This window comes from Haloferax denitrificans ATCC 35960 (genome assembly GCF_000337795.1).
In the GTDB taxonomy this organism is placed as follows: Archaea; Halobacteriota; Halobacteria; order Halobacteriales; family Haloferacaceae; genus Haloferax; species Haloferax denitrificans.
The window spans coordinates 75,726-97,541 of the sequence record NZ_AOLP01000004.1; the positions used below are offsets into that span (position 1 = coordinate 75,726).

Annotated in this window: 20 protein-coding genes; 12 read left to right on the forward strand and 8 right to left on the reverse strand. The window is 68.3% G+C overall.

Features of this window, described 5'->3' with window-relative positions; translation table 11 throughout:
• Nucleotide 1: 1 nt before the first annotated feature.
• The 6 genes from C438_RS03230 to C438_RS03255 all read right to left on the reverse strand — a co-directional run bounded on the left by C438_RS03230 (nucleotide 2) and on the right by C438_RS03255 (nucleotide 6,541).
• On the reverse strand, nucleotides 2-706 hold the full coding sequence (locus C438_RS03230) for an ABC transporter ATP-binding protein (RefSeq protein ID WP_004967828.1): 705 nt from the start codon (nucleotides 704-706) through the stop codon (nucleotides 2-4).
• Nucleotides 699-1,487 carry an ABC transporter ATP-binding protein gene (locus C438_RS03235; RefSeq protein WP_004967829.1) on the reverse strand — a complete coding sequence of 263 codons (789 nt, stop codon included), beginning with the start codon at nucleotides 1,485-1,487 and terminating at the stop codon, nucleotides 699-701. The genes C438_RS03230 and C438_RS03235 overlap by 8 nt, the downstream gene beginning before the upstream one ends.
• The gene (locus C438_RS03240) at nucleotides 1,487-2,563 is read right to left on the reverse strand and encodes a branched-chain amino acid ABC transporter permease (RefSeq protein ID WP_004967830.1); all 1,077 of its coding nucleotides are present in this window, start codon (nucleotides 2,561-2,563) and stop codon (nucleotides 1,487-1,489) included. The genes C438_RS03235 and C438_RS03240 overlap by 1 nt, the downstream gene beginning before the upstream one ends.
• Nucleotides 2,560-3,525: a branched-chain amino acid ABC transporter permease gene (locus C438_RS03245; protein WP_004967831.1), complete on the reverse strand. Its 966-nt coding sequence runs from the start codon at nucleotides 3,523-3,525 to the stop codon at nucleotides 2,560-2,562. Before C438_RS03245 ends, C438_RS03240 begins: the two co-directional genes overlap by 4 nt.
• Nucleotides 3,526-3,619: 94 nt before the next feature.
• Nucleotides 3,620-4,942 (reverse strand): ABC transporter substrate-binding protein, encoded by a 1,323-nt coding sequence (locus C438_RS03250; RefSeq protein WP_049917705.1) that lies wholly within the window; start codon nucleotides 4,940-4,942, stop codon nucleotides 3,620-3,622.
• A 165-nt stretch (nucleotides 4,943-5,107) separates the two neighbouring features.
• On the reverse strand, nucleotides 5,108-6,541 hold the full coding sequence (locus C438_RS03255) for an FAD-dependent oxidoreductase (RefSeq protein WP_004967833.1): 1,434 nt from the start codon (nucleotides 6,539-6,541) through the stop codon (nucleotides 5,108-5,110).
• Nucleotides 6,542-6,777: 236 nt separating this feature from the next.
• On the opposite strand from C438_RS03255, the gene C438_RS03260 reads away from it, so the two are divergent.
• From C438_RS03260 to C438_RS03295, 8 genes are all read left to right on the forward strand, one after another.
• Entirely contained in the window at nucleotides 6,778-7,185 is a 408-nt protein-coding gene (locus C438_RS03260) for a nuclear transport factor 2 family protein (RefSeq protein ID WP_004967834.1), read from the forward strand.
• The gene (locus C438_RS03265) at nucleotides 7,182-8,159 is read left to right on the forward strand and encodes an LLM class flavin-dependent oxidoreductase (protein WP_004967835.1); all 978 of its coding nucleotides are present in this window, start codon (nucleotides 7,182-7,184) and stop codon (nucleotides 8,157-8,159) included. Before C438_RS03260 ends, C438_RS03265 begins: the two co-directional genes overlap by 4 nt.
• 66 nt (nucleotides 8,160-8,225) lie before the next feature.
• A complete protein-coding gene (locus C438_RS03270; protein ID WP_004967836.1) occupies nucleotides 8,226-8,885 on the forward strand; it encodes an isochorismatase family protein in 660 nt (219 codons plus the stop codon).
• Nucleotides 8,882-10,288, forward strand: coding sequence for a dihydroorotase (locus C438_RS03275; RefSeq protein WP_004967837.1), 1,407 nt, complete (start codon nucleotides 8,882-8,884; stop codon nucleotides 10,286-10,288). The genes C438_RS03270 and C438_RS03275 overlap by 4 nt, the downstream gene beginning before the upstream one ends.
• A gap of 153 nt (nucleotides 10,289-10,441) precedes the next feature.
• On the forward strand, nucleotides 10,442-11,647 hold the full coding sequence (locus tag C438_RS03280; RefSeq protein ID WP_004967838.1) for a CaiB/BaiF CoA transferase family protein: 1,206 nt from the start codon (nucleotides 10,442-10,444) through the stop codon (nucleotides 11,645-11,647).
• The gene (locus C438_RS03285; protein WP_004967839.1) at nucleotides 11,644-12,603 is read left to right on the forward strand and encodes a hydroxymethylglutaryl-CoA lyase; all 960 of its coding nucleotides are present in this window, start codon (nucleotides 11,644-11,646) and stop codon (nucleotides 12,601-12,603) included. Before C438_RS03280 ends, C438_RS03285 begins: the two co-directional genes overlap by 4 nt.
• A 1-nt stretch (nucleotide 12,604) precedes the next feature.
• A complete protein-coding gene (locus C438_RS03290) occupies nucleotides 12,605-13,918 on the forward strand; it encodes a 3-isopropylmalate dehydratase large subunit (protein ID WP_004967840.1) in 1,314 nt (437 codons plus the stop codon).
• On the forward strand, nucleotides 13,915-14,445 hold the full coding sequence (locus tag C438_RS03295) for a 3-isopropylmalate dehydratase small subunit (protein WP_004967841.1): 531 nt from the start codon (nucleotides 13,915-13,917) through the stop codon (nucleotides 14,443-14,445). The genes C438_RS03290 and C438_RS03295 overlap by 4 nt, the downstream gene beginning before the upstream one ends.
• Nucleotides 14,446-14,558: 113 nt before the next feature.
• Here C438_RS03295 and C438_RS03300 read toward each other — a convergent pair whose 3' ends face one another.
• Complete coding sequence (locus C438_RS03300; RefSeq protein WP_004967842.1) at nucleotides 14,559-15,689, reverse strand: MFS transporter; 1,131 nt, start codon at nucleotides 15,687-15,689, stop codon at nucleotides 14,559-14,561.
• Between the two features lie 371 nt (nucleotides 15,690-16,060).
• Between C438_RS03300 and C438_RS03305 the strand changes: the two genes are divergently transcribed.
• Nucleotides 16,061-16,462, forward strand: a complete 402-nt coding sequence (locus C438_RS03305) for a VOC family protein (RefSeq protein WP_004967843.1) — start codon at nucleotides 16,061-16,063, stop codon at nucleotides 16,460-16,462.
• A gap of 31 nt (nucleotides 16,463-16,493) precedes the next feature.
• On the opposite strand, the gene C438_RS03310 is transcribed toward C438_RS03305, so the two are convergent.
• Nucleotides 16,494-17,144: a helix-turn-helix domain-containing protein gene (locus C438_RS03310; RefSeq protein WP_004967844.1), complete on the reverse strand. Its 651-nt coding sequence runs from the start codon at nucleotides 17,142-17,144 to the stop codon at nucleotides 16,494-16,496.
• Nucleotides 17,145-17,232: 88 nt separating this feature from the next.
• On the opposite strand from C438_RS03310, the gene hutU reads away from it, so the two are divergent.
• From hutU to hutH, 3 genes are read left to right on the forward strand one after another with little or no spacing between them, the layout of a single operon-like run.
• Complete coding sequence (gene hutU / locus C438_RS03315; protein WP_004967845.1) at nucleotides 17,233-18,987, forward strand: urocanate hydratase; 1,755 nt, start codon at nucleotides 17,233-17,235, stop codon at nucleotides 18,985-18,987.
• Nucleotides 18,984-20,225, forward strand: coding sequence for an imidazolonepropionase (gene hutI / locus C438_RS03320; RefSeq protein WP_004967846.1), 1,242 nt, complete (start codon nucleotides 18,984-18,986; stop codon nucleotides 20,223-20,225). Before hutU ends, hutI begins: the two co-directional genes overlap by 4 nt.
• Nucleotides 20,218-21,804, forward strand: a complete 1,587-nt coding sequence (gene hutH / locus C438_RS03325) for a histidine ammonia-lyase (protein ID WP_004967847.1) — start codon at nucleotides 20,218-20,220, stop codon at nucleotides 21,802-21,804. Before hutI ends, hutH begins: the two co-directional genes overlap by 8 nt.
• Nucleotides 21,805-21,816: the final 12 nt, after the last annotated feature.

Here is a 21,816-nt window from a genome sequence, read left to right on the forward strand (position 1 = left end):
CTCACACCCCGAGGTACGCCTCGACGACGCCCTCGTCTTCGAGGAGTTGGTCGCCGTCGGCGGTCATGCTGATGCGGCCGTTCTCCATGACGTAGCCCCGGTCGGCCAGCTTGAGCGTCTGTTGGACGTTCTGTTCGACCATGAGCACCGTCATGCCCTGCGCGTGGATGTCCTCGATGACGTCGAACACCTCTTGGACGAGGTGCGGCGCGAGCCCGATGGACGGCTCGTCGAGGATGAGCAGGTCGGGCTCGCCCATGAGGGCGCGGGCGAGCGTCAGCATCTGCTGTTCCCCGCCGGACATGGTGCCGGCGCGCTGGTTCTTGCGCTCCGCGAGGCGGGGGAACAGCTCCAGCATCTCGCCGAGGTTCTCCTCGCGGTTCGCCTTCGCCTCCTCGGTCTGCGCGCCGAGAAGCAGGTTGTCGATGACGGTCATGTTGGTGAACAGGTCGCGGTTCTCGGGGACCTGTACGATGCCGCGCTCGACGATTTCGTGGGACGCCTTCGAGTGAATCGCCTCGTCGCGGTAGGTAATCTCGCCGTGGCTCGGCGAGAGGATGCCGCAGATGGTGCGCATCGTCGTGGTCTTGCCCGCGCCGTTCGACCCGATGAGCGCGACGATTTCTCCCTCGTCGACGCGCATGTCGACGCCGTGGAGCACCTCGATGTCGTCGTAGCCGGCGCGGACGCCGCGAAGTTCAAGCATCGACGTCGAACCCCCCGATGTAGGCCTCGATGACGCGGTCGTCTTCGACCACCGTCTCCGGCGCGCCGAAGGCGATGCCCTTCCCCTGGTCCAGCACTTTCACGTAGTCCGAGATGTTCATGATGGCTTTCATGTCGTGTTCGATGATGAGGAGGCTCGTCCCGCGCTCGCGCAGTTGGCGGAACAGGTCGAGCATCTGCTTCGACTCCGACGGGGTGAGCCCCGCCATAATCTCGTCGAGAAGCAGGATTTCCGGGCGCGTCGAGACCGCACGGGCGAGTTCGAGGCGCTTCTGTGCGCCCACGGTGAGCTCGCCCGCCTCCTCTTCGGCCTTGTCCGCGAGCCCGACGAATTCGAGGTTCTCCATGGCGATTTCGCGCGCCTCGCTCCGGCGGCGCGTGTGGATGTGCGCGCCGACCATCGCGTTCTCGACGACGGTCAGTTCCTCCAGCGGGCGCGTGATTTGGAACGTCCGCGCCAGCCCCGCCCGCGCGATTTTGTGCGCCGGGAGGCCGGAGATGACCTCGCCGTCGAGTCGGACGGTCCCGCTCGTCGGCGGGAACGCCCCGCTGATGCAGTTGAAAAGCGTGGTCTTGCCCGCGCCGTTCGGCCCGATGAGGCCGATAATCTCGCCGCGGTTGACGGTCATGTCCACGTCGTCGAGCGCCTGCAGGCCGGAGAAGCGCTTGCCGACGCCCTCGACCGACAGAATCCGCTCGCCGTCGCGGTCGATGTCGGCGTCCGGGTCGGCGTCGGGTGCGGTCGTCTCGTCTGCCGACATCACTCGCTCACCTCCTCGTCGCCGCGGACGCGGTTCCAGAGGGCGCGCGCCTGACTCGGCCAGCTCACCACGCCGCGCGGCGAGTAGATGACGATGGCCACGAGGAACGCGCCGTAGATGATGCGGTCGAGGCCGTTGATGTCGGAGAACGTCGTCCGCGCGATTTCGCTGACCGGCGTGACGATGAACGAGCCGACGATGGGGCCCAGAAGCGTCCCCGGCCCGCCGACGACGGCGGGCAGGAGCAGTTCGACGTTCTTGAACAGCGCGAACACGGTGTCGGGGCGGATGGTGTTGAAGTACATCGACCAGTAGGCACCGCCGAGGGCGGTGAAGAAGGCGCTGACGGCGACGCCGATGAGCTTGTACCGGAAGCTCGGCACGCCGACGCTGGCGGCGGCCCGCTCGTCCTCGCGGATGGCGAAGAAGTACAGCCCGACCCACGAGTTCTTGATGACCCACGAGACGAGCGTCACGACGAGCAGGAAGCCGACGATGAGGTAGTAGTACGGCAGGTCGCTCTGGAACTGGAAGGCCGCGAGACCGTACTCCGCGCCGTAGTCACGCGGGAACGGTTTGAAGTAGCCGTTGGCACCGTGGAGTTCGGACATGTTGGTGACGACGAAGCGGAGCAGTTCCGCGAACGCCAGCGTCGCCAGCGCGAAGTAGTGACCCTGTAAGTTGAAGCGGAACGACAGCGCGCCGATGACGAGGCCGTACACCGCCGCGAGCACGCCGCCGACGAGCATGCCAATCCACGGGTTCACCGCGAAGTCGACGACGAGCGCCTGCGTGGCGTACGCGCCGACGCCGAAGAACGCCGCGTGCCCGAACGAGAACTGCCCGGTGTAGCCGGACATGATGTTCCACGCCTGCGCCGTGTAGGCGTAGATGACCGTGAGGATGAGCATCCGAAGGCTCAGCGTCGCCGCGAGTTCCATCCCGGCGACGTCGATTTCGATGAGCGTCGGGAGCGCCGCGAGCAGGCCGAACAGGGCGACGCCCTTCACCAACGGGGCGTACCGCCCGTCGTCGAACGTCCGGTAGCGGTCGCGGACGGACTCGATTGCGCTCACGCCTCAGCACCTCCGAACAGCCCCTCGGGCTTGACGAGGAGCGTCCCGATGAAAAGCAGGAAGATGAGCACTTGCGCGGTGGTCCCGGGGAGGTAGTAGCCGCCGAACACCTGAATCAGCCCGACGATGAGGCCGCCGACGAACGCGCCGGGGAACGAGCCGAGGCCGCCGAGGATGACGATGACGAAGGCGTTGATGAGGTACGTCTCGCCGGTGAAGGGGTCGAACCGCTGGAACAGCGCGATGGAGCCGCCGGCGACGCCGGCCAGCGCCGCGCCGATGCCGAAGGTGAGGTAGTTGATGCGGCGGACGTTGATGCCGACGTAGCGCGCGCCGTCGCGGTTGTCGGCGGTGCCGCGAATCTTCCGACCGAGGTCGGTCCGGTTCAGGAACGCCCGCACGGCGAGCATCGTCCCGAGCGCGATGACGAGCGCGTAGAACTGCCCGAGCGGGATGAAGACGTCGCCGACCTGCACCGACCCGAGCGAGAGTTCGACCTGCTGGGGGTCGGGCGTGAACAGGATTTCGATGGCCGACTGGATGATGAAGAGAACGCCCAGCGTGGCGATGAGCTGGTTCTGCTGGGGTGCCTCGATGATGGGCTCGACCGTGAGAATATGGACCACCACCCCGAGGGCGAACAGCACCGCGGCGGCGATGGGTATCCCGAGGAACGGGCTGATGCCGGCCGTCTCGGAGACCAACCACACCGAGTACATCCCGACGACGAGGAAGATGCCGTGGGCGAAGTTGATGACGTCCATCACGCCGAATATCATCGTCAGCCCGAGCGCCGTCAGCGCGTAGACGCCCCCGAGCAGGAGGCCGAACGCGAGCAACTGTAGGAGGACGGGCTCCAGATTGGTGATGTCGGTCAGGAACTGTGCGAACGGGTCGATGAATCGGCCGAGGCCACCGCCCTGTAGCGGCAGGGGCGCGACCGATGTGACTAGATGTCCCATGCGGTTTCTACGCTCGGGAATTGTTGTCAACCCCCATAAAAGGTGGCTATCGTTCGAGACGGTTCGTTGACGTGACGGCGCGGGCGGGTAGCGGTTAGACCTGCGGTTCGGCCTCCGCGTACTCCTCGGGGTAGACGACTTTGACCGAGAGGTCCTGGACCTGGTTCACCGGTCCGAGCGCGTTGACGTTCTCGCCTTGGTCGTCGAACTCGATTGCGCCCATCGCGGAGATGTGATCCTCGTAGCTGAGGCCCTTGAGCGCCTCGTTGATGTCGTCGGGGTCGACGCTTCCGGCCTCCTCGACCGCCTGAATGATGACCTCCGCCGCGGTGTAGGACATCCCGACCGACGCCGAGAACTCCTGGTCGTAGTTGTCGAGGAACTGCGAGCGCACCTCGGCGGTCTTGTCGACCGTCGGGTTCAGCGCGTAGTTGTTGTCCAGCACGCCGTTCGCGAACTCGCCGATGTCGCTGACTGCGTCGTCGTCGGTGAACGTCGCGGACGCCGAGGCGGTCAGGTACGGCGGCCGGTAGTCCTGGTCCTGCAACGCCTGTGCGAGCAGGACGCCGCCGGCGACGTACGTCGTGGCGATGATGGTGTCGGGGTCGGCGCTCCGGAGCCGCGACACCTGCGTGTTGGCGTTCGACGCGCCGAACTCGATGGCCGTCTCCTCGACGATTTCGACGTCCTGCTCGGGGAGGAACTCGCGGAGGCTGTCGCGAATCGCCTGCCCGTAGCTGTTGTTGATGTAGAACAGCCCCGCCGTGTCGATGGTGCCGCCGCCGTCGCGGATGACCGTCGGAACGAGGTCCGCGTAGTCGCTCGCCAGCCGGCGCGCCGGGGGTTGCGGCCGGTAGACGTAGTTGAAGTCGCGGCCCTGCAGGATGTTGTCCGCCGCCGCGATGGAGATGACGAACGGGACGCCCTGTCGCTCCGCGACCTGCGTCGCCGCCGTCGTCACCGGCGAGGAGTAACAGCCGGTGAGGACGTCCGCGCCCTCGCTGAGCAGTTCCTCGCTGACCTGTCCGCCGAGTTCCTGTGCGCCCTGGTTGTCGCCCTCGATGACGGTCACTTCCGCGCCGTCGAGCGACTCGATGCCGCCCTCCTCGTTTTTCCGCATCGCGGCGAGTTTGATGGCGTTGCTCATCCCGACGCCCGTCGCGGCGAGACTCCCCGAAAGCGGGTGGTTCGACCCGATGACGACCTCGTCGACGGACTGCTCGGGCGTCCCCGTCGTGGTGCCCGTGTCGCCGCCGGACCCGCCGGAGTCGCCGCCGGAGTCACCGCCCGAATCGCCGCCGCCGTTCCCGGCGTCGTCGCTCGCACAGCCGGCCAGTGTCAATGCCGCGACGCTCGCGCCCGTTGCTTTGAGGAAGCGCCGCCTGTTGCTCGTCGAAGACTTGAGAGTCTTACCCATGGCAATCGGTATCGAGGTTAGTGCCTACTGTAATAAATCCTCCCGTACTCGTGTTGTCACGTTCTGCGGATATTCCTGCGACGAATCGGGTTCCGGACGGCGAACTGCGTCGAAAAACGAGTAGTTTCGAGTGCCCTGCTCCGGGGCCGTGACCCCGCCGCGGCGTCAGTCGAGCGACTCGCGGGCGTGGATGCCGGCGAGGCGGCCGTAACCGAGGGCGGTCGTCAGCCCGTTGCCGGAGAGATAGCCGCCCGCGCCGTGGCCGCTGATGCCGCAGGCGGTGCCGCCGCCGGCGTAGAGGTTCTCGACCGTGCTTCCGTCGGTGCGGAGGACGCGCCCGTGTTCGTCGACGACGAGGCCGCCCTGCGTGTGGAAGAGCGCGCCGGTGACTTTGGCCCCGTAGAAGGGCGCTTCCAGCGGGTTCGCGCCGTCGACGCGACCGACCTCGTCCGGCTCGCCCGCCGCGGCGGCCTCGTTGTAGTCGGCGACCGTCTCCGCGGCGGCCTCGCCGTCGGCACCGAGTCGCTCCGCGAGGGCCGCGACCGAGTCGGCGGTGTGGTAGGTCCCCCGCTCGATGGCGTCGTCGAAGCTCTCGAACTGCCCGCGGAGCTTCTCGAAGATGCGTTCGTCGAACAGCTGAATCGCCTGTTCGCCGGGCTGTTTGAGCACCGAGATGGCGAACTCGCTGTAGCCCGCGGACTCGTCGCCGAACCGCTCGCCCTCTCGGTTCACGAGGATGCCCCCGTTCATCGTGACCGCGTAGGTCGAGAGCACGCCCGTCTGACTCGCCACCGTGGCGTGGCCCTGATAGGCGTCCATGCAGGCGAGTTCGCCGCCGAGTTCCGCGCCGAAGCGGACGCCGTCGCCGGTGTTGCCGTCAGCGCCGAAGTATAGCGCCCGCTCGACGTCCGCCTCGCAGTAGTCGGTGACCATCTCGCGGTTGCCGGCGAAGCCGTCGGTGGCGAGGATGACCCGCTCGGCCTCGATGGCCTCGTCGTGGCCGAGGCCGGCGACGACGCCCCGAACCGCGCCGTCGCCGGCGACGAGCTTCTTCACGGGCGCGTTCGTCAGGAGTTCGATGTTCGGCGTCGACTCGACGCGCTCGACCAGTTCGGCGACGAGGTTCTCGCCGTTTCGGCCCTCCGGGGCGTGCATCCGGTACTCGGAGTGTTTGGGATATTTGAAGTCGTCCACGATGTGGAGCGTGATGTCCCAGTCGTCGACGAGCCAGTGGATGAGGTTCGCGCTCTCCTCGCAGAGGTACCGGACGCGCTCCTCGTCGGCCTCGTAGTCGTTTTTCTCCAAGATGTCGCGGGCCATGTCCGCGGGCGTCTCCTCGATACCGGCCTCGCGCTGGAGTCGCGTCCCCGCCGCCGGGACCATCCCCGTCGAAAGCGAGGTGTTGCCGCCGCACTCGGGCGCTTTCTCCAGCACCGTCACGCGAACGTCGGGGTCCTCGCTGGCCGCGAGCGCGGCGACGAGACCGGTGCCGCCGCCGCCCGCGACGAGCACGTCCGTGTCGATGTCCCACTCGATGTCGTCGACCGAGACGACTTCGGCGACGCCGTCGCTCGGCGTCCGCCGGGCTAGTTCGTCCATGCACTCTGCTAGGAAGACTCTATCGTAAAACTACCGCCTCCGGCGGCGGTGTCGGCATCACCGCGGCCCCTCCGCGTCCCCGCCGCGTCCGTCGGTTTCGTGGGCGCACGTGAGAACAATCCCCCCGTCGCTCCTGCGGCCGCGTCCGCCGTCGCGCCGACTCGAACGTTCAGGAAAGACAGACAGTCCGAAACGTCGGAGTGAAAAACTATGTGGGTCGAGAACGCCCATGTCTCATGGACTCGCCACGAGACATCGTCGAGGAGTTCTTCGACCGCATGGAAGACGACCGCAGGAACACCGTCGGCGACCTGTTCGCCGAGGACGCCGTCATCTCCCTGCCGGGAGCGACCTTCGAGGGACCGACCGCGGCCTACGACTTCCTCGCGTACCTCGAACCGCGGTACGAGTGGGCGGCGAAGGAGTTCGACCGCTGGCTGGAGGCGGGCGACACCGTCGTGAGCGTCGGGTCGCTCTACGGCGTCGACAACGACGGCGCGGACTTTTCGGACGTTCGCTACGTCGATATCTACGTCGTCCGCCGGGGGCTCATCGAGCGCCTCGACATCTGGAACGACCTCGCCGTCGACGGCGTCGTCCCGGTCCCGGCCGACGACGCGCCCGCGGTCCCGGCGGAGGAATGAGCGAGCGAACCGCGGTCCTGTTCGCGCTCCGCGACGACCCGTCGCTCGTCGTCCGCGCCGAGGAACTCGGCTACGAGTCGGCGTGGGCCGCCGAGGGACAGGGCAAGACCGCCTTCGGCAAACTCGAACGCTGGGCCGTCCACACCGACGAAATCGGCCTCGCGACGGGAATCGTCAACGTGTTCTCGCGGACGCCCGCGGCGCTCGCGGCGGCCGCGGCGACCCTCGACGACCACTCCGACGGCCGCGCGATTCTCGGCCTCGGCGTCGCCCACCCCGGCGTCGTCGAGGCGTTCCACGGCGTCCCCTTCGACCGCCCGCTGTCGCGACTCCACGAGTACGTCGAACTCGTGCGGCGCTACCTCCGCGGCGAGGCCGACTCGTTCGACGGGGAGTTCTTCTCCCCCGAGCGCACGAGCTTCTGGGACGCCTTCGACCCCGTTCGCGAGGAGATACCGATCTACAACGGCGCGCTCGGCCCGGCGAACGTCCGACTCACCGGGCAGGTCGCCGACGGCTGGCTTCCGAACCTCTACCCGCGCCCGCAGTTCGAGGAGGCGCTGGAATGGCTCGACACCGGGGCCGCCCGCGCCGGGCGCGACGCGAGCGACGTGGACGTGGCGATGTACGTCCTCACGGCCGTCCACGACGACCCCGACGAGGCGCGGCGGGCGGCGGCCGAACACGTCGCCTACTACCTGCGCGACGTGCCGGGCTACTACGACCGCGCGGCCGAGCAGGCCGGCTTCGCCGACGAGGTCGAGGCCGTCCGGGCCGCGCCGACGACCGAGGCCGGGGCGCGCGAACTCTCGGCGGAGTTCCTCGACCTCGTGGCGCTGGTCGGCACGCCCGACGACGTGCGGGGGCGACTCGGCGAACTCCGCGAGATGGGCGTCGACCTCCCGGTCGTCCGCGCGCCCGCCGGCGTCGACCGCGAGTGGGTCGCTCGAACGCTGGAGGTGTTCGCTCCGTAACATGACGCCGGCGGACCGTGCCGTACTTTTATGCCGGATGCCACCGCATCTCAAGCGAAGCGAGTCATGACAGACCGTATCTGGGAGGACCTGCTATCCGAACAGGATAAACAGGTCATCACGAAGGCTGGTTACGACAAGGAGGGCGCCTCGTCGTGGGAGTCCCGCGGCATGGGCGAGAACCCGATGGTTCTCGTCATCGACATGCAGCGGCTCATCGTCGGCGAGAACGTCCCCATCCTCGACGCCATCGAGGAGTACCGCACCGCGATGGGCGACATCGCGTGGGACGCCATCGAGCACATCGACCCGTTCCTCGACTTCGCGCGGGAGCAGGGGCTTCCGGTGACGTACACGCGGGTCGTCCCGTCGAGCTACGACGACCCCGACCACCCCGACCTCGACATCGTCGACCCGGTCGCGCCCGAGGAGGGCGACACCGTCGTCGACAAGTCCTACGCGTCGGCGTTCTACGGGACCGACCTGCTCTCGCGGCTCGTCCGCGGGGGCCACGACTCGGTCATCATCGTCGGCAACTCCACGAGCGGGTGCGTCCGCGCCACCGCGGTGGACGCAAAGCAGAACGGCCTCAGCGTCGTCCTGCCGCAGGAGTGCATCTTCGACCGCATCGAGGCGTCGCACAAAATCGGCCTCCTCGACCTGTGGATGAAGTACGCCGAGGTGCTGGAGACCGAGGCGGTCGAGGAGTGGGTCGAGACGCTATGACCCACGACCACGACCTCGTCATCTCGAACGGCACCGTCGTCACGCCCGAACACGGCACGTTCGAGGCCGACGTCGCGGCCGACGGCGAGACAATCTCCGCCGTCGCCGCGCCCGGGACGCTCTCGGGCGAGACGGAAATCGACGCGACGGGCAAGCACGTGCTCCCGGGCGCAATCGACCCGCACACCCACCACGGTATCTACCGCGGACTGGAGGCGGACGCCGAGTCCGAGTCCAAGTCCGACCTCGTCGGCGGCGTGACCACCATCGGGAACTACTTCCGCCGGGCCGGGGCCTACGAGGACATCATGCCGGGCTACTTCGACGAGGCGGAGCCGAACTACTACCACGATTACTTCTTCTCGCTCGGCCTGCTCTCGATGGAGCACGTCGAGGAGATTCCGACCATCATCGACGAGTTCGGCATCACGACGTTCAAGTGGTACATGAACTACAAGGACGCCGCCCGCGAGAAGTTCGGCGTCGACTGCGATATGCACGACGACTTCGGCGACGCGTTCGTCCGGAAACTCGCCGAACAGGACGTGCCGACGACGCTCGGCTACCACTCCGAGAACGTCGAAATCACGAACGCGCTCGCCGGCGGCAACGTCTACGTCACCTCGGAGTCCGACGACACCGACGCCGACGCCGACGAGGGCTACGAGGTGATGGTCGAGGAGTTCCCCGGCTACGCCGAGACCCAGAGCATGGTCGCCGGGGCCGCGCTCGCCAAGGTCCACGGCTACGACGACCGCTTCTACGCGGTCCACATCTCCGCCGGGGGGACGGCCGACGAACTCGCCGCGCTCCACGACGCGGGCTACGAAGCGTGGGGCGAGACGTGTATCCACTATCTCGCGCTCACCACAGAGGAGTGCGACGAGCGCATGAAGGTGAACCCGCCGGTCCGGTCGAAAGCCGACCAAGAGACGCTCTGGGAGCGCCTCGCCGACGGCACCATCTCGACTATCGGGACCGACCACTGCGCCAACCTCGCGGAGAACAAGTTCGGCGACGGCATCCGCGACAGCCTGCTCGGGTTCCCCTCGACGCCCGTGATGCTCCCGCTCATCCTCTCGGAGGGCGTCAACGAGGGCCGCATCTCGCTGGAGCGCGCCGTCGAGGTCACGAGCACCAACGCGGCGAAGGCGTTCAATCTCTACCCCAAGAAGGGGACGGTCCGGGTCGGAAGCGACGCCGACCTCGCCGTCGTCGACCTCGACGAGACGAAGACGGTCACGCCGGAACTGTTACACAGCGTCAGCGGCTACTCCCCCTACGAGGGCCGAGACGTCACCGGCTGGCCGACTCAGACCGTCGTGAAGGGCGAACTCGCCTACGACGACGGGGAGATAGTCGGCACGAAGGGCCACGGCACCCACATCGACCGGCCGGTGTGAAGACGGCGGAGACCCGACGCGACTCACTCGACCCGCCGCCGACCCATAACGCTGACTGACCGGCCGAACGCGACCGGGCACACGAACGCGGCCACCCACACGCACCACCAGACGACCACCACACGCGACACAGAACGAGAAGACACACACGACATGACGAACGACACGAACGGACCACTCGACGGCCTCGTCGTCCTCGAAGCCGGGTCGATGATATCCGGCCCGACCGTCGGCCGCTTCCTGGCCGACTTCGGGGCGACGGTCATCAAAATCGAACACCCGGCGTTCGGCGACCACATCCGCCGCTTCGGTCCACAGAAAGACGGCGTCGGCCTCTGGCACAAGTACCTCTCGCGGAACAAGCAGTCTATCACCCTGAACATCTCCACCGACGAGGGCGCGGCGGTGTTCGAGGACCTCGTGGGCGAGGCGGACCTCCTCATCGAGAACTTCCGACCCGGCACGCTCGAACGCTGGAACGTCGGCTGGGAGCGACTCTCCGAGGTCAACGACGACCTCGTGATGCTCCGGATGTCCGGCTTCGGCCAGACCGGCCCGTACGCCGAGCGCCCCGGCTTCGGGACGCTCGCGGAGGCGATGTCCGGCTTCGCCTACCTCAACGGCTTCCCCGACTCGCCCCCGTTGCTCCCGCCGACCGGCCTCGCCGACAACATCGCGGCGCTGTTTTCGACGTTCGCGGTGATGTTCGCGCTCTACCACCGCGACGTCCACGGCGGCGGCGGCCAGTACATCGACACGAGCCTCATCGAACCTATCTTCGGCCTGCTCGGGCCGCAACCGCTCCGCTACGACCAACTCGGCGAAATCGAGTCGCGGTCGGGCAACCGCTCGACCTCGTCGGCCCCGCGGAACGTCTACCGGACGGGCGACGACCGCTGGGTCGCCATCTCCGCGAGCGCCCAACCGCTCGCCGAGCGCACGTTCGACGCCATCGACCGCCCCGACCTGAAAGACGACCCGCGGTTCGAGACCAACGAGGACCGACTGGAGCACGTCGACGAACTCGACGCCATCATCCAAGACTGGATGGACGACCACAGCCGCGAGGAGGTGCTCGACGCGTTCGAGGCGGCCGACGCGACGCTCGCGCCCGTCTACAACGTCGAGGACATCCTCAACGACGAGCACTACGCGGCGCGCGAGGCGTTCCTGACGGTCGACGACCCGGACCTCGGCGAGGCGGTCGTCCAGAACGCCTTCCCGAAGTTCTCGGAGACGCCCGGGCGGGTCGACCACCTCGGTCCGTCGCTCGGCGAACACAACGACGCGGTCTACCGCGACCGCCTCGGCTACGACGAGTCGGTGCTTTCGGACCTCGAAGCGGAGGACGTGATATGAGCCTCCTCGACTCGCTTCCCGAGCGCGTCCACGTCGTCGAGATGCTCCCGCGCGACGGGTTCCAGCGCCTCGACGAGTTCGTCCCGACCGACGAGAAAGTCGAGATAATCGACGCCCTCTCGGACACCGGCGTGGACGAAATCGAGCTCTCCTCTTTCACCCACCCGAAGGCCGTCCCGACCCTGCGGGACGCCGACGAGGTGGCGAAGCGAATCACCCGCCGCGACGGCGTGACCTACCGGGCGCTCGTCCCCAACCTCCGGGGCATGGAGCGCGCCGTCGAGGCCGAGGTGGACAAGGTGAACGCGCTCGTCACGGTGAGCGAGACCTACACGAGCAAAAACCAGAATCGCACCCGCGAGGAGGTGCTCGCGGAGATGGACGACATCGTCGCCCTCGCCCACGACCACGGCATCGAGGTCGAAGCCGGGATGGGCACGAGCTTCTACTGTCCCTACGAGGGCGCAATCGACCCCGCGGAGACCCTCGCGGTCGTCGACAGCGTCGTCGACTCCGGCGTCGACGAGGTGACGCTGGCGACGACGATGGGCCTCGCCAACCCGGTCGAAATCACGGAGCGGTTCACCGCCGCGTTCGAGGCGCATCCCGGCCTCGACATGGGCCTGCACCTCCACGACACGAACGGGATGAGCCTCGCCAACACGCTGGCCGCGATGGCCGTCGGCGTCGACCGCTTCGACGCCTCGGTCTGCGGGCTCGGCGGCGGCGTCGTCCTCCCGGGCGACATGTCCGGCGTCGGCAACACGCCGACCGAGGACCTCGTCCAGATGCTCGAACGCATGGGCGTCGGCCACGGCGTCGACTTCGGCCGCATCGAGGCGGCCGCCCACGACGTGTCCGACCGACTGGGCCTCGGCCTGACGAGTCACGTCCTCGCGGGCGGCACCGTCGAGGGCGTCCTCGACACCGTCGCGGCCGACGGGGAGGGGGACTGAGATGTCCGGCAAGACCCTCGCTGAGAAACTGCTTTCGGCGAAGTCCGGCACCGACGCCCGCGCCGGCGACTACGTCGAGGCCGACGTGGACGTGGCGATGGCCCACGACATCACCGGGCCGCTCGCGTTCCAGACGTTCGACGAGGTGACGGGCGACGACGGCGAGCTGTTCGCGCCCGACCGGACCGTCTTCACCATCGACCACCACGCCCCCGCGGACGGCGTGCAGGCCGCGAACAACCACAACGCGGTCCGCGAGTTCGCGGCGGAACACGGCGCACACCAGTTCGACGTGGGCGACGGCATCTGCCACGCCGTGCTCGTCGAGGAGGGCTTCGTCGGCCCCGGCGACCTCGTCATCGGCGCGGACTCCCACTCGACGACCTACGGCGGCATCGGCGCGTTCGGGACCGGCGTCGGCTCGACCGACCTCGGGACCGCGCTCGCGACGGGCGAACTCTGGTTTCGCGTCCCGAAGACCCTGCGCTTCGAGGTCGACGGCGACCTCCAGGACGGCGTCTACGCGAAGGACCTCATCCTGCGCTTCATCGGCGACGTGGGCTTCGACGGCTGTACCTACATGGCCGCCGAGTACGCCGGGAGCACCATCGAGTCGCTCCCGATTCACGAGCGTCTCGTCCTCTCGAACATGGCCATCGAGATGGGCGGCAAGACGGGACTCGTCGCGCCCGACGAGCGCACCGAGTCGTACCTCGAACGCCAGACCGGGAACGAAATCGACCTCGGCGACGCGTTCGTCTCCGACGACGACGCCGACTACGAGGCGGTCCACACGTACGACGCGGCCGCTCTCGCCCCGCAGGTCTCGAAGCCGTCGAACCCCGAGAACGCGGTCGACGTGACCGAGGTCGCGGGCACCGAAATCGACCAGCTGTTCGTCGGCACCTGCACGAACGGCCGGTACGAGGACATCAAGGTCGTCGCGGACATCCTCGCGGGCGAGACCATCGCCCCGAACGTCCGGATGGTCGTCGTCCCCGCCTCGAAGTCCGTCTACCAGCACATGCTCCAGACGGGCGTCTTCCAGACGCTCACCGACGCGGGCGCGGTCATCCAGAGCGCCGGCTGTGGCCCCTGCGCGGGCTACCATCAGGGCGTCCTCGGCGACGGCGACGTCTGTCTCGCCACGGCGAACCGGAACTTCCCCGGCCGCGAGGGGTCGATGGAGTCGTCGGTCTACCTGTCGAGTCCGGCGACCGTCGGAGCGAGCGCGCTGTACGGCGAAATCACCGACCCCCGCGAGGTCGAGACGAAACGCTACGACGACACGGTGTTCGCGGAGGTGCTTCCATGACTGACGCGTTCGCCGGCGACGGCGGCCGTCCCGACCCCGCAGAACCCGGTCGCGCGTGGGTCTTCGGCGACAACATCGACACCGACCAGATAACCCCGTCGCGCTTCATCGTCTCGTCGGACCCCGACGAACTCGCCAGCCACGCCTTCGAGGACCTCAGACCCGAGTTCTCCGGGTCGGTCGAGACCGGCGACTTCGTCGTCGCCGGCGAGAACTTCGGAAGCGGGTCGTCGCGGGAGCACTCGCCGCTGTCGCTCGTCGGCGCGGGCGTCTCGGCGGTCGTCGCGCAGTCGTTCGCGCGCATCTTCTTCCGCAACGCCATCAACCTCGGCCTGCCGGTGCTCATCTGCCCCGGCGCGGACGCCATCGAGGACGGCGACGAGATTCACGTCGACCTCGACGCGGGCGTCGTGACGAACCACACGCGAGACGAGACGTACGAGGCGGAGGCGCTCCCCGAGTTCCTCCAGTCGCTCGTCGAACAGGGGGGGCTGAAAGCCTACACGAAGGCGAAACTCGACGGCTGAGCGGGCACTCGGCTCACGTTATACCGCTTCCGCCGCACCCGACGCACCGACCGCGACCGAAACAGAGGCACCCGCGAACGCCGTTCCGAGACGACGATTTTTATCTGCTCTCACTACTTTCGCGCGTCCCAGTAGAGGAGTCCGGCCGCGACGACGAGACAGACAGCCAGCCCCGCGAACGCGGCGACGTAGCTTGCGTAGGTGGCGACGATGCCGACGTACGCCGGTCCCAACGCGTTCGCGCCGAGGAACAGCGCCCGCGCGCCCCCGAGGTCGGCCCCGCGGTCGGCGTCGGGCGCGTTGTCCATGATGATGGCGTCCGCGAGCGGGAACTCCGTCTTGTAGCCGGCCGCGAGCGCGACGACGGAGACGTAGATGAGCGGGCGCGCCTCCACGGCCGAGAGGACGGCGAGCGCGCCGGCGGCCACGAGCATCCCGACGACGGCGATTGACTCGCGGCGGAACCGGTCGCTCAGGCCGCCGGCGACGGGCTTGATGGTGATGCCGACGGCGAAGACGATGGCGAACGTCGCGCTCGCCAACTGCTGGTCGAACCCCTTCGCCTCGATGAGGTAGGTCGGAAAGAAGTTGATGACGCCGCCGACCATGAAGTAAAACAGCCCGAACGCGAGGAGCGTCCGGCGCTGTTCCGCGCTGGCGAAGAGGCGACGGAGCGTCCCCGAGACGTGGAGTTCGGGCGACCCCACGGCGTAGCCTTCTCTCGACCAGAACGCGTAGAGGACGGTGAGGCCCGCGAGGACGACGGCGACCGGGAGAAACGGCGTCCGCCACGTCGCGTAGGTCAACGCGAGGATGGCGAGCCCCGAGGAGACGAGGCCGCCGAGGTCGGTGCCGGCGGCGTAGAGGCCGAGCGCCCGGCCGCGGCGTTCGACGAACAGGTCAGAGAGGAGCGCCCGCGAGGGGATGGCGAACAGCCCCTTCCCGAGTCCCGTGATGACCGCCGCGGCGACGAAGCCCGCGAGGCCGCCGGCGAGGCCGAACGTGGCGAAGCCGAGGACGAGGATGCCCAGTCCGGGGACGATGAGCGTCGCCCGCGTCCAGCGGTCGGAGTACTCGCCGCCGGGGTACTGGGTGACGGCGTAGACGCCCTGAAACAGCGCCAGCGCGATGCCGGCGGTCGCCTCCGTTATCTGTAGCTCCTCGATAATCGTCGGCAACAACGGCGACAGGAGAAACCGGCCCGTCTGGAGGACCGCCCACGCCAGCGACACGGTGACTAACATCCGACCCGGGTAGCCCGCAAGCAAACGCTCGTCGGACGTCGGCTGTTGGTTCACACCCTGCGTACTCCGACCTGCTACCAATGGGTTACGATTCCGGAACGTCGTTCCGGTCGTCGCGTCGCGGCCCCGAAGCCCGCGGCGAGTGGAGAAATAAACAATATTGAGTTTATTATGCCGTCTCGTAAGGACGAACCCCGTCACAAAAATGGCTCTAAACACGAATATTGGATTAGAATTTCTACAAATTTCACAATTTTTAAAATTTGTGAAATTATAAACTCAGTACTGTTTATTTATCTGCCGCAGAATCCCCTCCGTCCTCGATGGCCGCCGCACGAATTTTTACCTCCTGTGCTCGCGTCGGTGCGGGTATGGACGCGACGGCAATCGACCACGTGAACCTCCGCATCCCCGCCGACGGCCTCGACGCCGCGGTCGAGTTCTACCGCGACGCGCTCGGCTTCGACATCGAGAACCGCGAGCTGTTCGAATCGGGCGAAAAGCCGTTCTTCTCCGTTCGGCTCACCCCGGCGAGCGTCATCCACCTCCGGCCGGCCGAGAACTTCGACCCGCCGACCGAGACCGCCTTCGACCACGTCGCCATCGAGTTCGCCCACGACATCGACGAACTCCGCGACCACCTCGAAGCCGCGGGCGTCGAAATCGACCGCCAGCTCGAACCCCTCGGGGCGACGGGCGTCGCGCCCGCGGTGTACGTCACCGACCCGTTCGGCTACACGCTGGAACTGAAAGCCGCGGCTGACGACGACTGAGCCGCCCGAGACGGCCCCGACGGCGACCGACCTACAGCACGTACTGGGCGACGGCCGCCATCACTTTTCTTTCCGCCCGACGCAGGTGTTCCTCGGCGGTCCGACGGGAGACGCCCATCTCGTCGGCGATGGTCCCGGTCTCGATGCCGCGGGGGAACTCGTAGTAACCGCCGCGAAACGCCAGTTCGAACGCCTCGCGCTGGCGACCGGTGAGCTCTGGCATCGCGTCGGCGGGGGCCAACAGCGGACCGCTCCCGCTGGCGAACGACACCGACCGCTTGGACTCGACGCTCACGTCGAACCCGCTGTCCACGAGGTCGCGGAAACACGCGGTCAGGTCGTCGGCCGAGACGGCGAGCAAACGGCACACTTTGGCCCCGTCGCGGTAGCGAAGCGGCGGCACGAGGAGGAGACCGTGTTTCTGCACGTAGCCCTCGATGTGGTCGATTTCGTGGTGTCGGAGGCAGTCGGCGGTGACGACGACGAGTTCGTCGCCGCGCTCGACCGACGCCGCCACGCCGACGGTGTCGCGGACGCGGTCGAGGATGTCGGACCCGACGCCGCCGCTCACGTTGAGCATATCGCAGTGGTCGTTACACCACAACTCGACGGTCGCGGCGCTGTCGGCGGTCGCCGCCGCGTAGGCGCTGTCGTCGCGTATCCGAAGGCTCGCCTCGTACACGAGTACGCGATTGTTCCGTCACCCGTATATAAATGTCCCACCGTGAGGTGGGGAAATCGCTACTCGGCTTCCGCCCGAAGGTACCGGTATGAACGACCAGCAATCGTCGGCACAGCGGGACCGACTCGGCGACCCGAGCGACGAGTGGCTCGCGTATCAGGGCGCGCCCACCGGGACGGACATCGAGTGTAAGGGGTGGCGACAGGAGGCGGCGCTCCGGATGCTCAACAACAACCTCGACCCCGAGGTGGGAGAGCGCCCCGAGGACCTCGTCGTCTACGGCGGGACCGGTCGCGCCGCCCGCTCGTGGGACGCCTACGACGCCATCCTCGCCGAACTCCGCGACCTCGCCGACGACGAGACGCTCCTCGTCCAGTCGGGCAAGCCGGTCGGACGGTTCCCGACCCACGAGCGCGCCCCGCGGGTCCTCATCGCCAACTCGAACCTCGTCGGTCACTGGGACGACTGGGAGCACTTCCACGAACTGGAGGCCGAGGGGAAAATCATGTACGGCCAGATGACCGCCGGGTCGTGGGCGTACATCGGCACGCAGGGCATCATTCAGGGCACCTACGAGACGCTGGCCGAACTCGCCCGCCAGCACTACGACGCCGACCTGCGGGGGAAGCTCGTCGTCACCGGCGGCCTCGGCGGGATGAGCGGCGCACAGCCCCTCGCGGTGACGATGAACCACGGGGTCTGCATCGCCGCCGAGGTGCAGGCCGACCGCATCGAGCGCCGGGTCGAGACGGACTACCTGATGGAGTTCGCCGACTCGCTGGACGAGGCGCTCGAAAACGCCAAAGCCGCCGTCGAAGCGGGCGAGCCTTACAGCGTCGGCGTCCAGATGAACGCCGCGGACATGCTCGAAGAACTGCTCGCGCGCGACGAGATTCCCGACGTGGTCACCGACCAGACCAGCGCCCACGACGAACTCGAAGGCTACTACCCGAGCGGCTACACCGTCGAGGAAGCCGACCGGCTCCGCGAGGACGACCCCGAGAAATACGTCGAAGAGAGCCTCGACACGATGGAGCGCCACGTGCAGGCCATCCTCGATTTACAGGACGCGGGCGCAATCGCCTTCGAGTACGGCAACAACCTCCGCGGGCAGGTCCAGAACCACCGCGGGATGGAACACGCCTTCGACTTCCCCGGGTTCGTCCCGGCGTACATCCGCCCGATGTTCTGCCGCGGGCGCGGGCCGTTCCGTTGGGCCGCGCTCTCCGGCGACCCCGCCGACATCCACCGCACCGACGAGGCGATTCGGGCGCTGTTCCCCGAAAACGAGTCGCTCATGCGCTGGATAGACCTCGCACAGGAGCAGGTGTCGTTTCAGGGACTCCCCTCGCGCGTCTGCTGGCTCGGCTACGCCACCGACGACGAGGGGGTCACCGAGCGCGCCCGCTTCGCCCTGAAAATCAACGACCTCGTCGCCTCGGGCGAGGTCTCCGCGCCGGTCGTCGTCACCCGCGACCACCTCGACGCCGGGTCGGTCGCCAGCCCGTACCGCGAGACTGAGGCGATGCGCGACGGCACCGACGCGGTCGCCGACTGGCCCATCCTGAACGCGCTTCTCAACACCGCCGCGGGCGCGGACATCGTGAGCGTCCACGACGGCGGCGGCGTCGGCATCGGCAACTCCCTGCACGCGAACAACCACGTCGTCCTCGACGGCTCGGACCTCGCGGCGGAGAAGGCCCGCGCCGTCTTCACGACCGACCCCGGCATGGGCGTCATCCGCCACGCCGACGCCGGCTACGAGGACGCGCTGGACGAGGCGACCCGGTCGAACGTCCGAATCCCGATGCGGGACCACGACGCGGTCGGTGATGGCGAATGAGTCGCACGCCACAGGACTCACCCGGTCTCACGGTCGTCCACGACGCGGCCGAACTGGTCGTCGGCCCCGACGAGGGAACCAGCGTCGTCGTCCTCGAAGACGCCGCGTTCGCCGCGCTCGACGGCGAGGTCGTCGCCGTCGGGCCGACGGACGAAGTCCTCGCCGAATACCCGGTCGCAGACGCCGACACCGCAATCGACGCGACCGGCAAGACGGTCCTGCCGGGCTTCGTCGACCCGCACACCCACGCGCTGTTCGCGGGCGACCGCTCCGACGAGTTCGTGGCGAAGTTACGGGGCGCGACCTACGAGGAGATTCTCGCCGACGGCGGCGGCATCCTCCGCACCGTCGACGCGGTCCGCGAGGCCTCCGACGAGGAGTTGGCGGCGAACCTCACCGGACATCTCGATGCGATGCTCGCCCACGGGACGACGACGGTCGAGGTGAAGACCGGCTACGGCCTCGACACCGAGACCGAACTGCGGATGCTCTCGGCTATCGACGCGGCCGGGTCTGACCACCCGGTGGACGTGGTTCCGACGTTCATGGGCGCGCACGCCGTCCCGCGCGGGATGGACGCCGAGGCGTACACCGAGTCGGTCGTCTCCGACCAACTCCCCGCGGTCGCCGAGCAGGGCGTCGCCGAGTTCTGCGACGTGTTCTGCGAGCGCGGCGTGTTCACCGCCGAGCAGTCCCGCCGGATTCTGGAGGCGGGCCGCGACCACGGTCTCACGCCGAAGATTCACGCCGACGAGTTCGCCGCCATCGGCGGCACCGACGTGGCGGCCGCGGTCGGCGCGGCCAGCGCTGACCACCTGCTCCACACCGACGACGAGGGCCGAGACGTACTCGTCGAAGCCGGCGTCACGCCGGTCATGCTCCCCGGCACGGCGTTCGGTCTCGGAGCCGACTACGCCGACGCCCGCGCCTTCCTCGACGCGGGCCACGAGGTCGCGCTCGCCACTGATTTCAACCCGAACTGCTTCGCTCGAAGCATGAGCTTCGTCGCCACCCTCGCAAGCGTCGGCATGCGAATGACGCCCCACGAGGCGATTCGGGGCGTCACGAGCGCCGCCGCGGGCGCGCTCGACCTCGACGACGGCACGGGTACGCTCCGCGCCGGAAGCCCGGCCGACGCCGTCGTGCTCGACGTGCCGACCGCGTCGCACCTCTCCTATCGGTTCGACACGAACCCCGTTTCGACCGTGCTGAAATCGGGGGTGGTCGCCCGTGAGTGACGCCGCGTCGCTCCCCGAGTCGGTCACGCTCGACGGCGAGTCGCTGACCCCCGAGGACGTGGCCGCCGTCGCCCGCCACGACGCCCCGGTCGAACTCGCCGCCGAGTCGCGCGAGCGGATGCGCGAGTCGCGCGAGCGCGTCGAGTCCGTCCTCGACTCCGGCGAGCCGGTGTACGGCGTCAACACCGGCTTCGGCCACCTCGTGGAGACCCACATCGACCGCGAGGACATCGAGCGACTCCAGACGAACCTCGTCCGGAGCCACGCCGCCGGCGCGGGCCGCGAACTCACCCGCGAGGAGGTCCGGTCGATGATGGTCAGCCGGGCCAACACGCTCGCCAAGGGCTTTTCGGGCATCCGACCATCGGTGGTCGACCTGCTCGTCTCGATGCTCGACGAGGGCGTCCAGCCGGTCGTCCGCTCCCGCGGGAGCCTCGGCGCGAGCGGCGACCTCGCGCCTCTCGCGCACATGGCGCTCGTCCTCATCGGCGAGGGCGAGGCCCGCGTCGACGGCGAGCGACTGCCGGGCGACGAGGCCCTGCGCGCCGCCGGCTTGGAGCCGGTGACGCTCGCCTCCAAGGAGGGCCTCGCGCTCATCAACGGGACGCAACTCACCGTCGGCCTCGCGGCGCTGTTCGTCGTCGACGCCGAGCGAACCGTCGAGGCCGCCGACGCCGCCGGCGCGCTCACGACCGAGGTCACGATGGGCACCACGGCGAACTGCGACCCCGCCATCCACGAGATTCGCCCCCACCCCGGCCAGCGGGAGAGCGCGGCCGAGATTCGCCGCCTCACCGCCGACTCGACCGTCCTCGAATCGCACAAGGACTGCGAGCGCGTGCAGGACGCCTACTCGATTCGCTGTCTCCCGCAGGTCCACGGCGCGGTCAGAGACGCCGTCTCGCACCTCCGCGAGGCCGTCGAGGTCGAACTCAACAGCGTCACCGACAACCCGCTCGTCTTCCCGGCGGGCGCGGTTGACGAGCGCGCGCCCGGCACCGACGCGGCCGCCGTCGTCTCCGCGGGCAACTTCCACGGCGAACCGCTGGCGCTCCGCCTCGACTACGCCGCCGGCGCGCTGACCGAACTCGCGGCCATCTCCGAGCGCCGGACCGACCGGATGCTCAACCCGGACGTACAGGAGTCGTATCTCCCGCCGTTCCTGACCGAACACAGCGGCCTCCGGTCGGGGTACATGATTGCGCAGTACACCGCCGCGGCGCTCCTCAACGAGTGCCGGTCGCTCGGTCGCCCATCCATCGATTCGACGCCCGTCAGCGGCGGGCAGGAAGACCACGTGAGCATGAGCGGCCAGAGCGCCCTCAACGCCCGCACGGTCGCCGAGAACGTCGCGACCATCGTCGGCGTCGAACTCCTCTGTGGCTCGCAGGCCGCGGAGTTCCTCGGCGACGGCCTCGAACTCGGCACCGGCACGGGTGCCGTCCGCGACGCGATTCGGTCCGTGGTTCCGCCGCTCGACGAGGACCGCCGACTCGACGGCGAACTGGAGACCGCGGCCGACCTCGTCCGGTTCGGCGCGATTCGCGCGGCCGTCGCGGACGCCGGGCTCGCCGACTGAGCGGTCGCGTCG

Bases quoted from the DNA above. Each gene is read 5' to 3' on its own strand.
- C438_RS03230 (WP_004967828.1), bottom strand. From the start codon at position 706: ATGCTTGAACTTCGCGGCGTCCGCGCCGGCTACGACGACATCGAGGTG.
- C438_RS03235 (WP_004967829.1), bottom strand. From the start codon at position 1,487: ATGTCGGCAGACGAGACGACCGCACCCGACGCCGACCCGGACGCCGAC.
- C438_RS03245 (WP_004967831.1), bottom strand. From the start codon at position 3,525: ATGGGACATCTAGTCACATCGGTCGCGCCCCTGCCGCTACAGGGCGGT.
- C438_RS03250 (WP_049917705.1), bottom strand. From the start codon at position 4,942: ATGGGTAAGACTCTCAAGTCTTCGACGAGCAACAGGCGGCGCTTCCTC.
- C438_RS03255 (WP_004967833.1), bottom strand. From the start codon at position 6,541: ATGGACGAACTAGCCCGGCGGACGCCGAGCGACGGCGTCGCCGAAGTC.
- C438_RS03260 (WP_004967834.1), top strand. From the start codon at position 6,778: ATGGACTCGCCACGAGACATCGTCGAGGAGTTCTTCGACCGCATGGAA.
- C438_RS03265 (WP_004967835.1), top strand. From the start codon at position 7,182: ATGAGCGAGCGAACCGCGGTCCTGTTCGCGCTCCGCGACGACCCGTCG.
- C438_RS03270 (WP_004967836.1), top strand. From the start codon at position 8,226: ATGACAGACCGTATCTGGGAGGACCTGCTATCCGAACAGGATAAACAG.
- C438_RS03275 (WP_004967837.1), top strand. From the start codon at position 8,882: ATGACCCACGACCACGACCTCGTCATCTCGAACGGCACCGTCGTCACG.
- C438_RS03280 (WP_004967838.1), top strand. From the start codon at position 10,442: ATGACGAACGACACGAACGGACCACTCGACGGCCTCGTCGTCCTCGAA.
- C438_RS03285 (WP_004967839.1), top strand. From the start codon at position 11,644: ATGAGCCTCCTCGACTCGCTTCCCGAGCGCGTCCACGTCGTCGAGATG.
- C438_RS03290 (WP_004967840.1), top strand. From the start codon at position 12,605: ATGTCCGGCAAGACCCTCGCTGAGAAACTGCTTTCGGCGAAGTCCGGC.
- C438_RS03295 (WP_004967841.1), top strand. From the start codon at position 13,915: ATGACTGACGCGTTCGCCGGCGACGGCGGCCGTCCCGACCCCGCAGAA.
- C438_RS03300 (WP_004967842.1), bottom strand. From the start codon at position 15,689: ATGTTAGTCACCGTGTCGCTGGCGTGGGCGGTCCTCCAGACGGGCCGG.
- C438_RS03305 (WP_004967843.1), top strand. From the start codon at position 16,061: ATGGACGCGACGGCAATCGACCACGTGAACCTCCGCATCCCCGCCGAC.
- hutU (WP_004967845.1), top strand. From the start codon at position 17,233: ATGAACGACCAGCAATCGTCGGCACAGCGGGACCGACTCGGCGACCCG.
- hutI (WP_004967846.1), top strand. From the start codon at position 18,984: ATGAGTCGCACGCCACAGGACTCACCCGGTCTCACGGTCGTCCACGAC.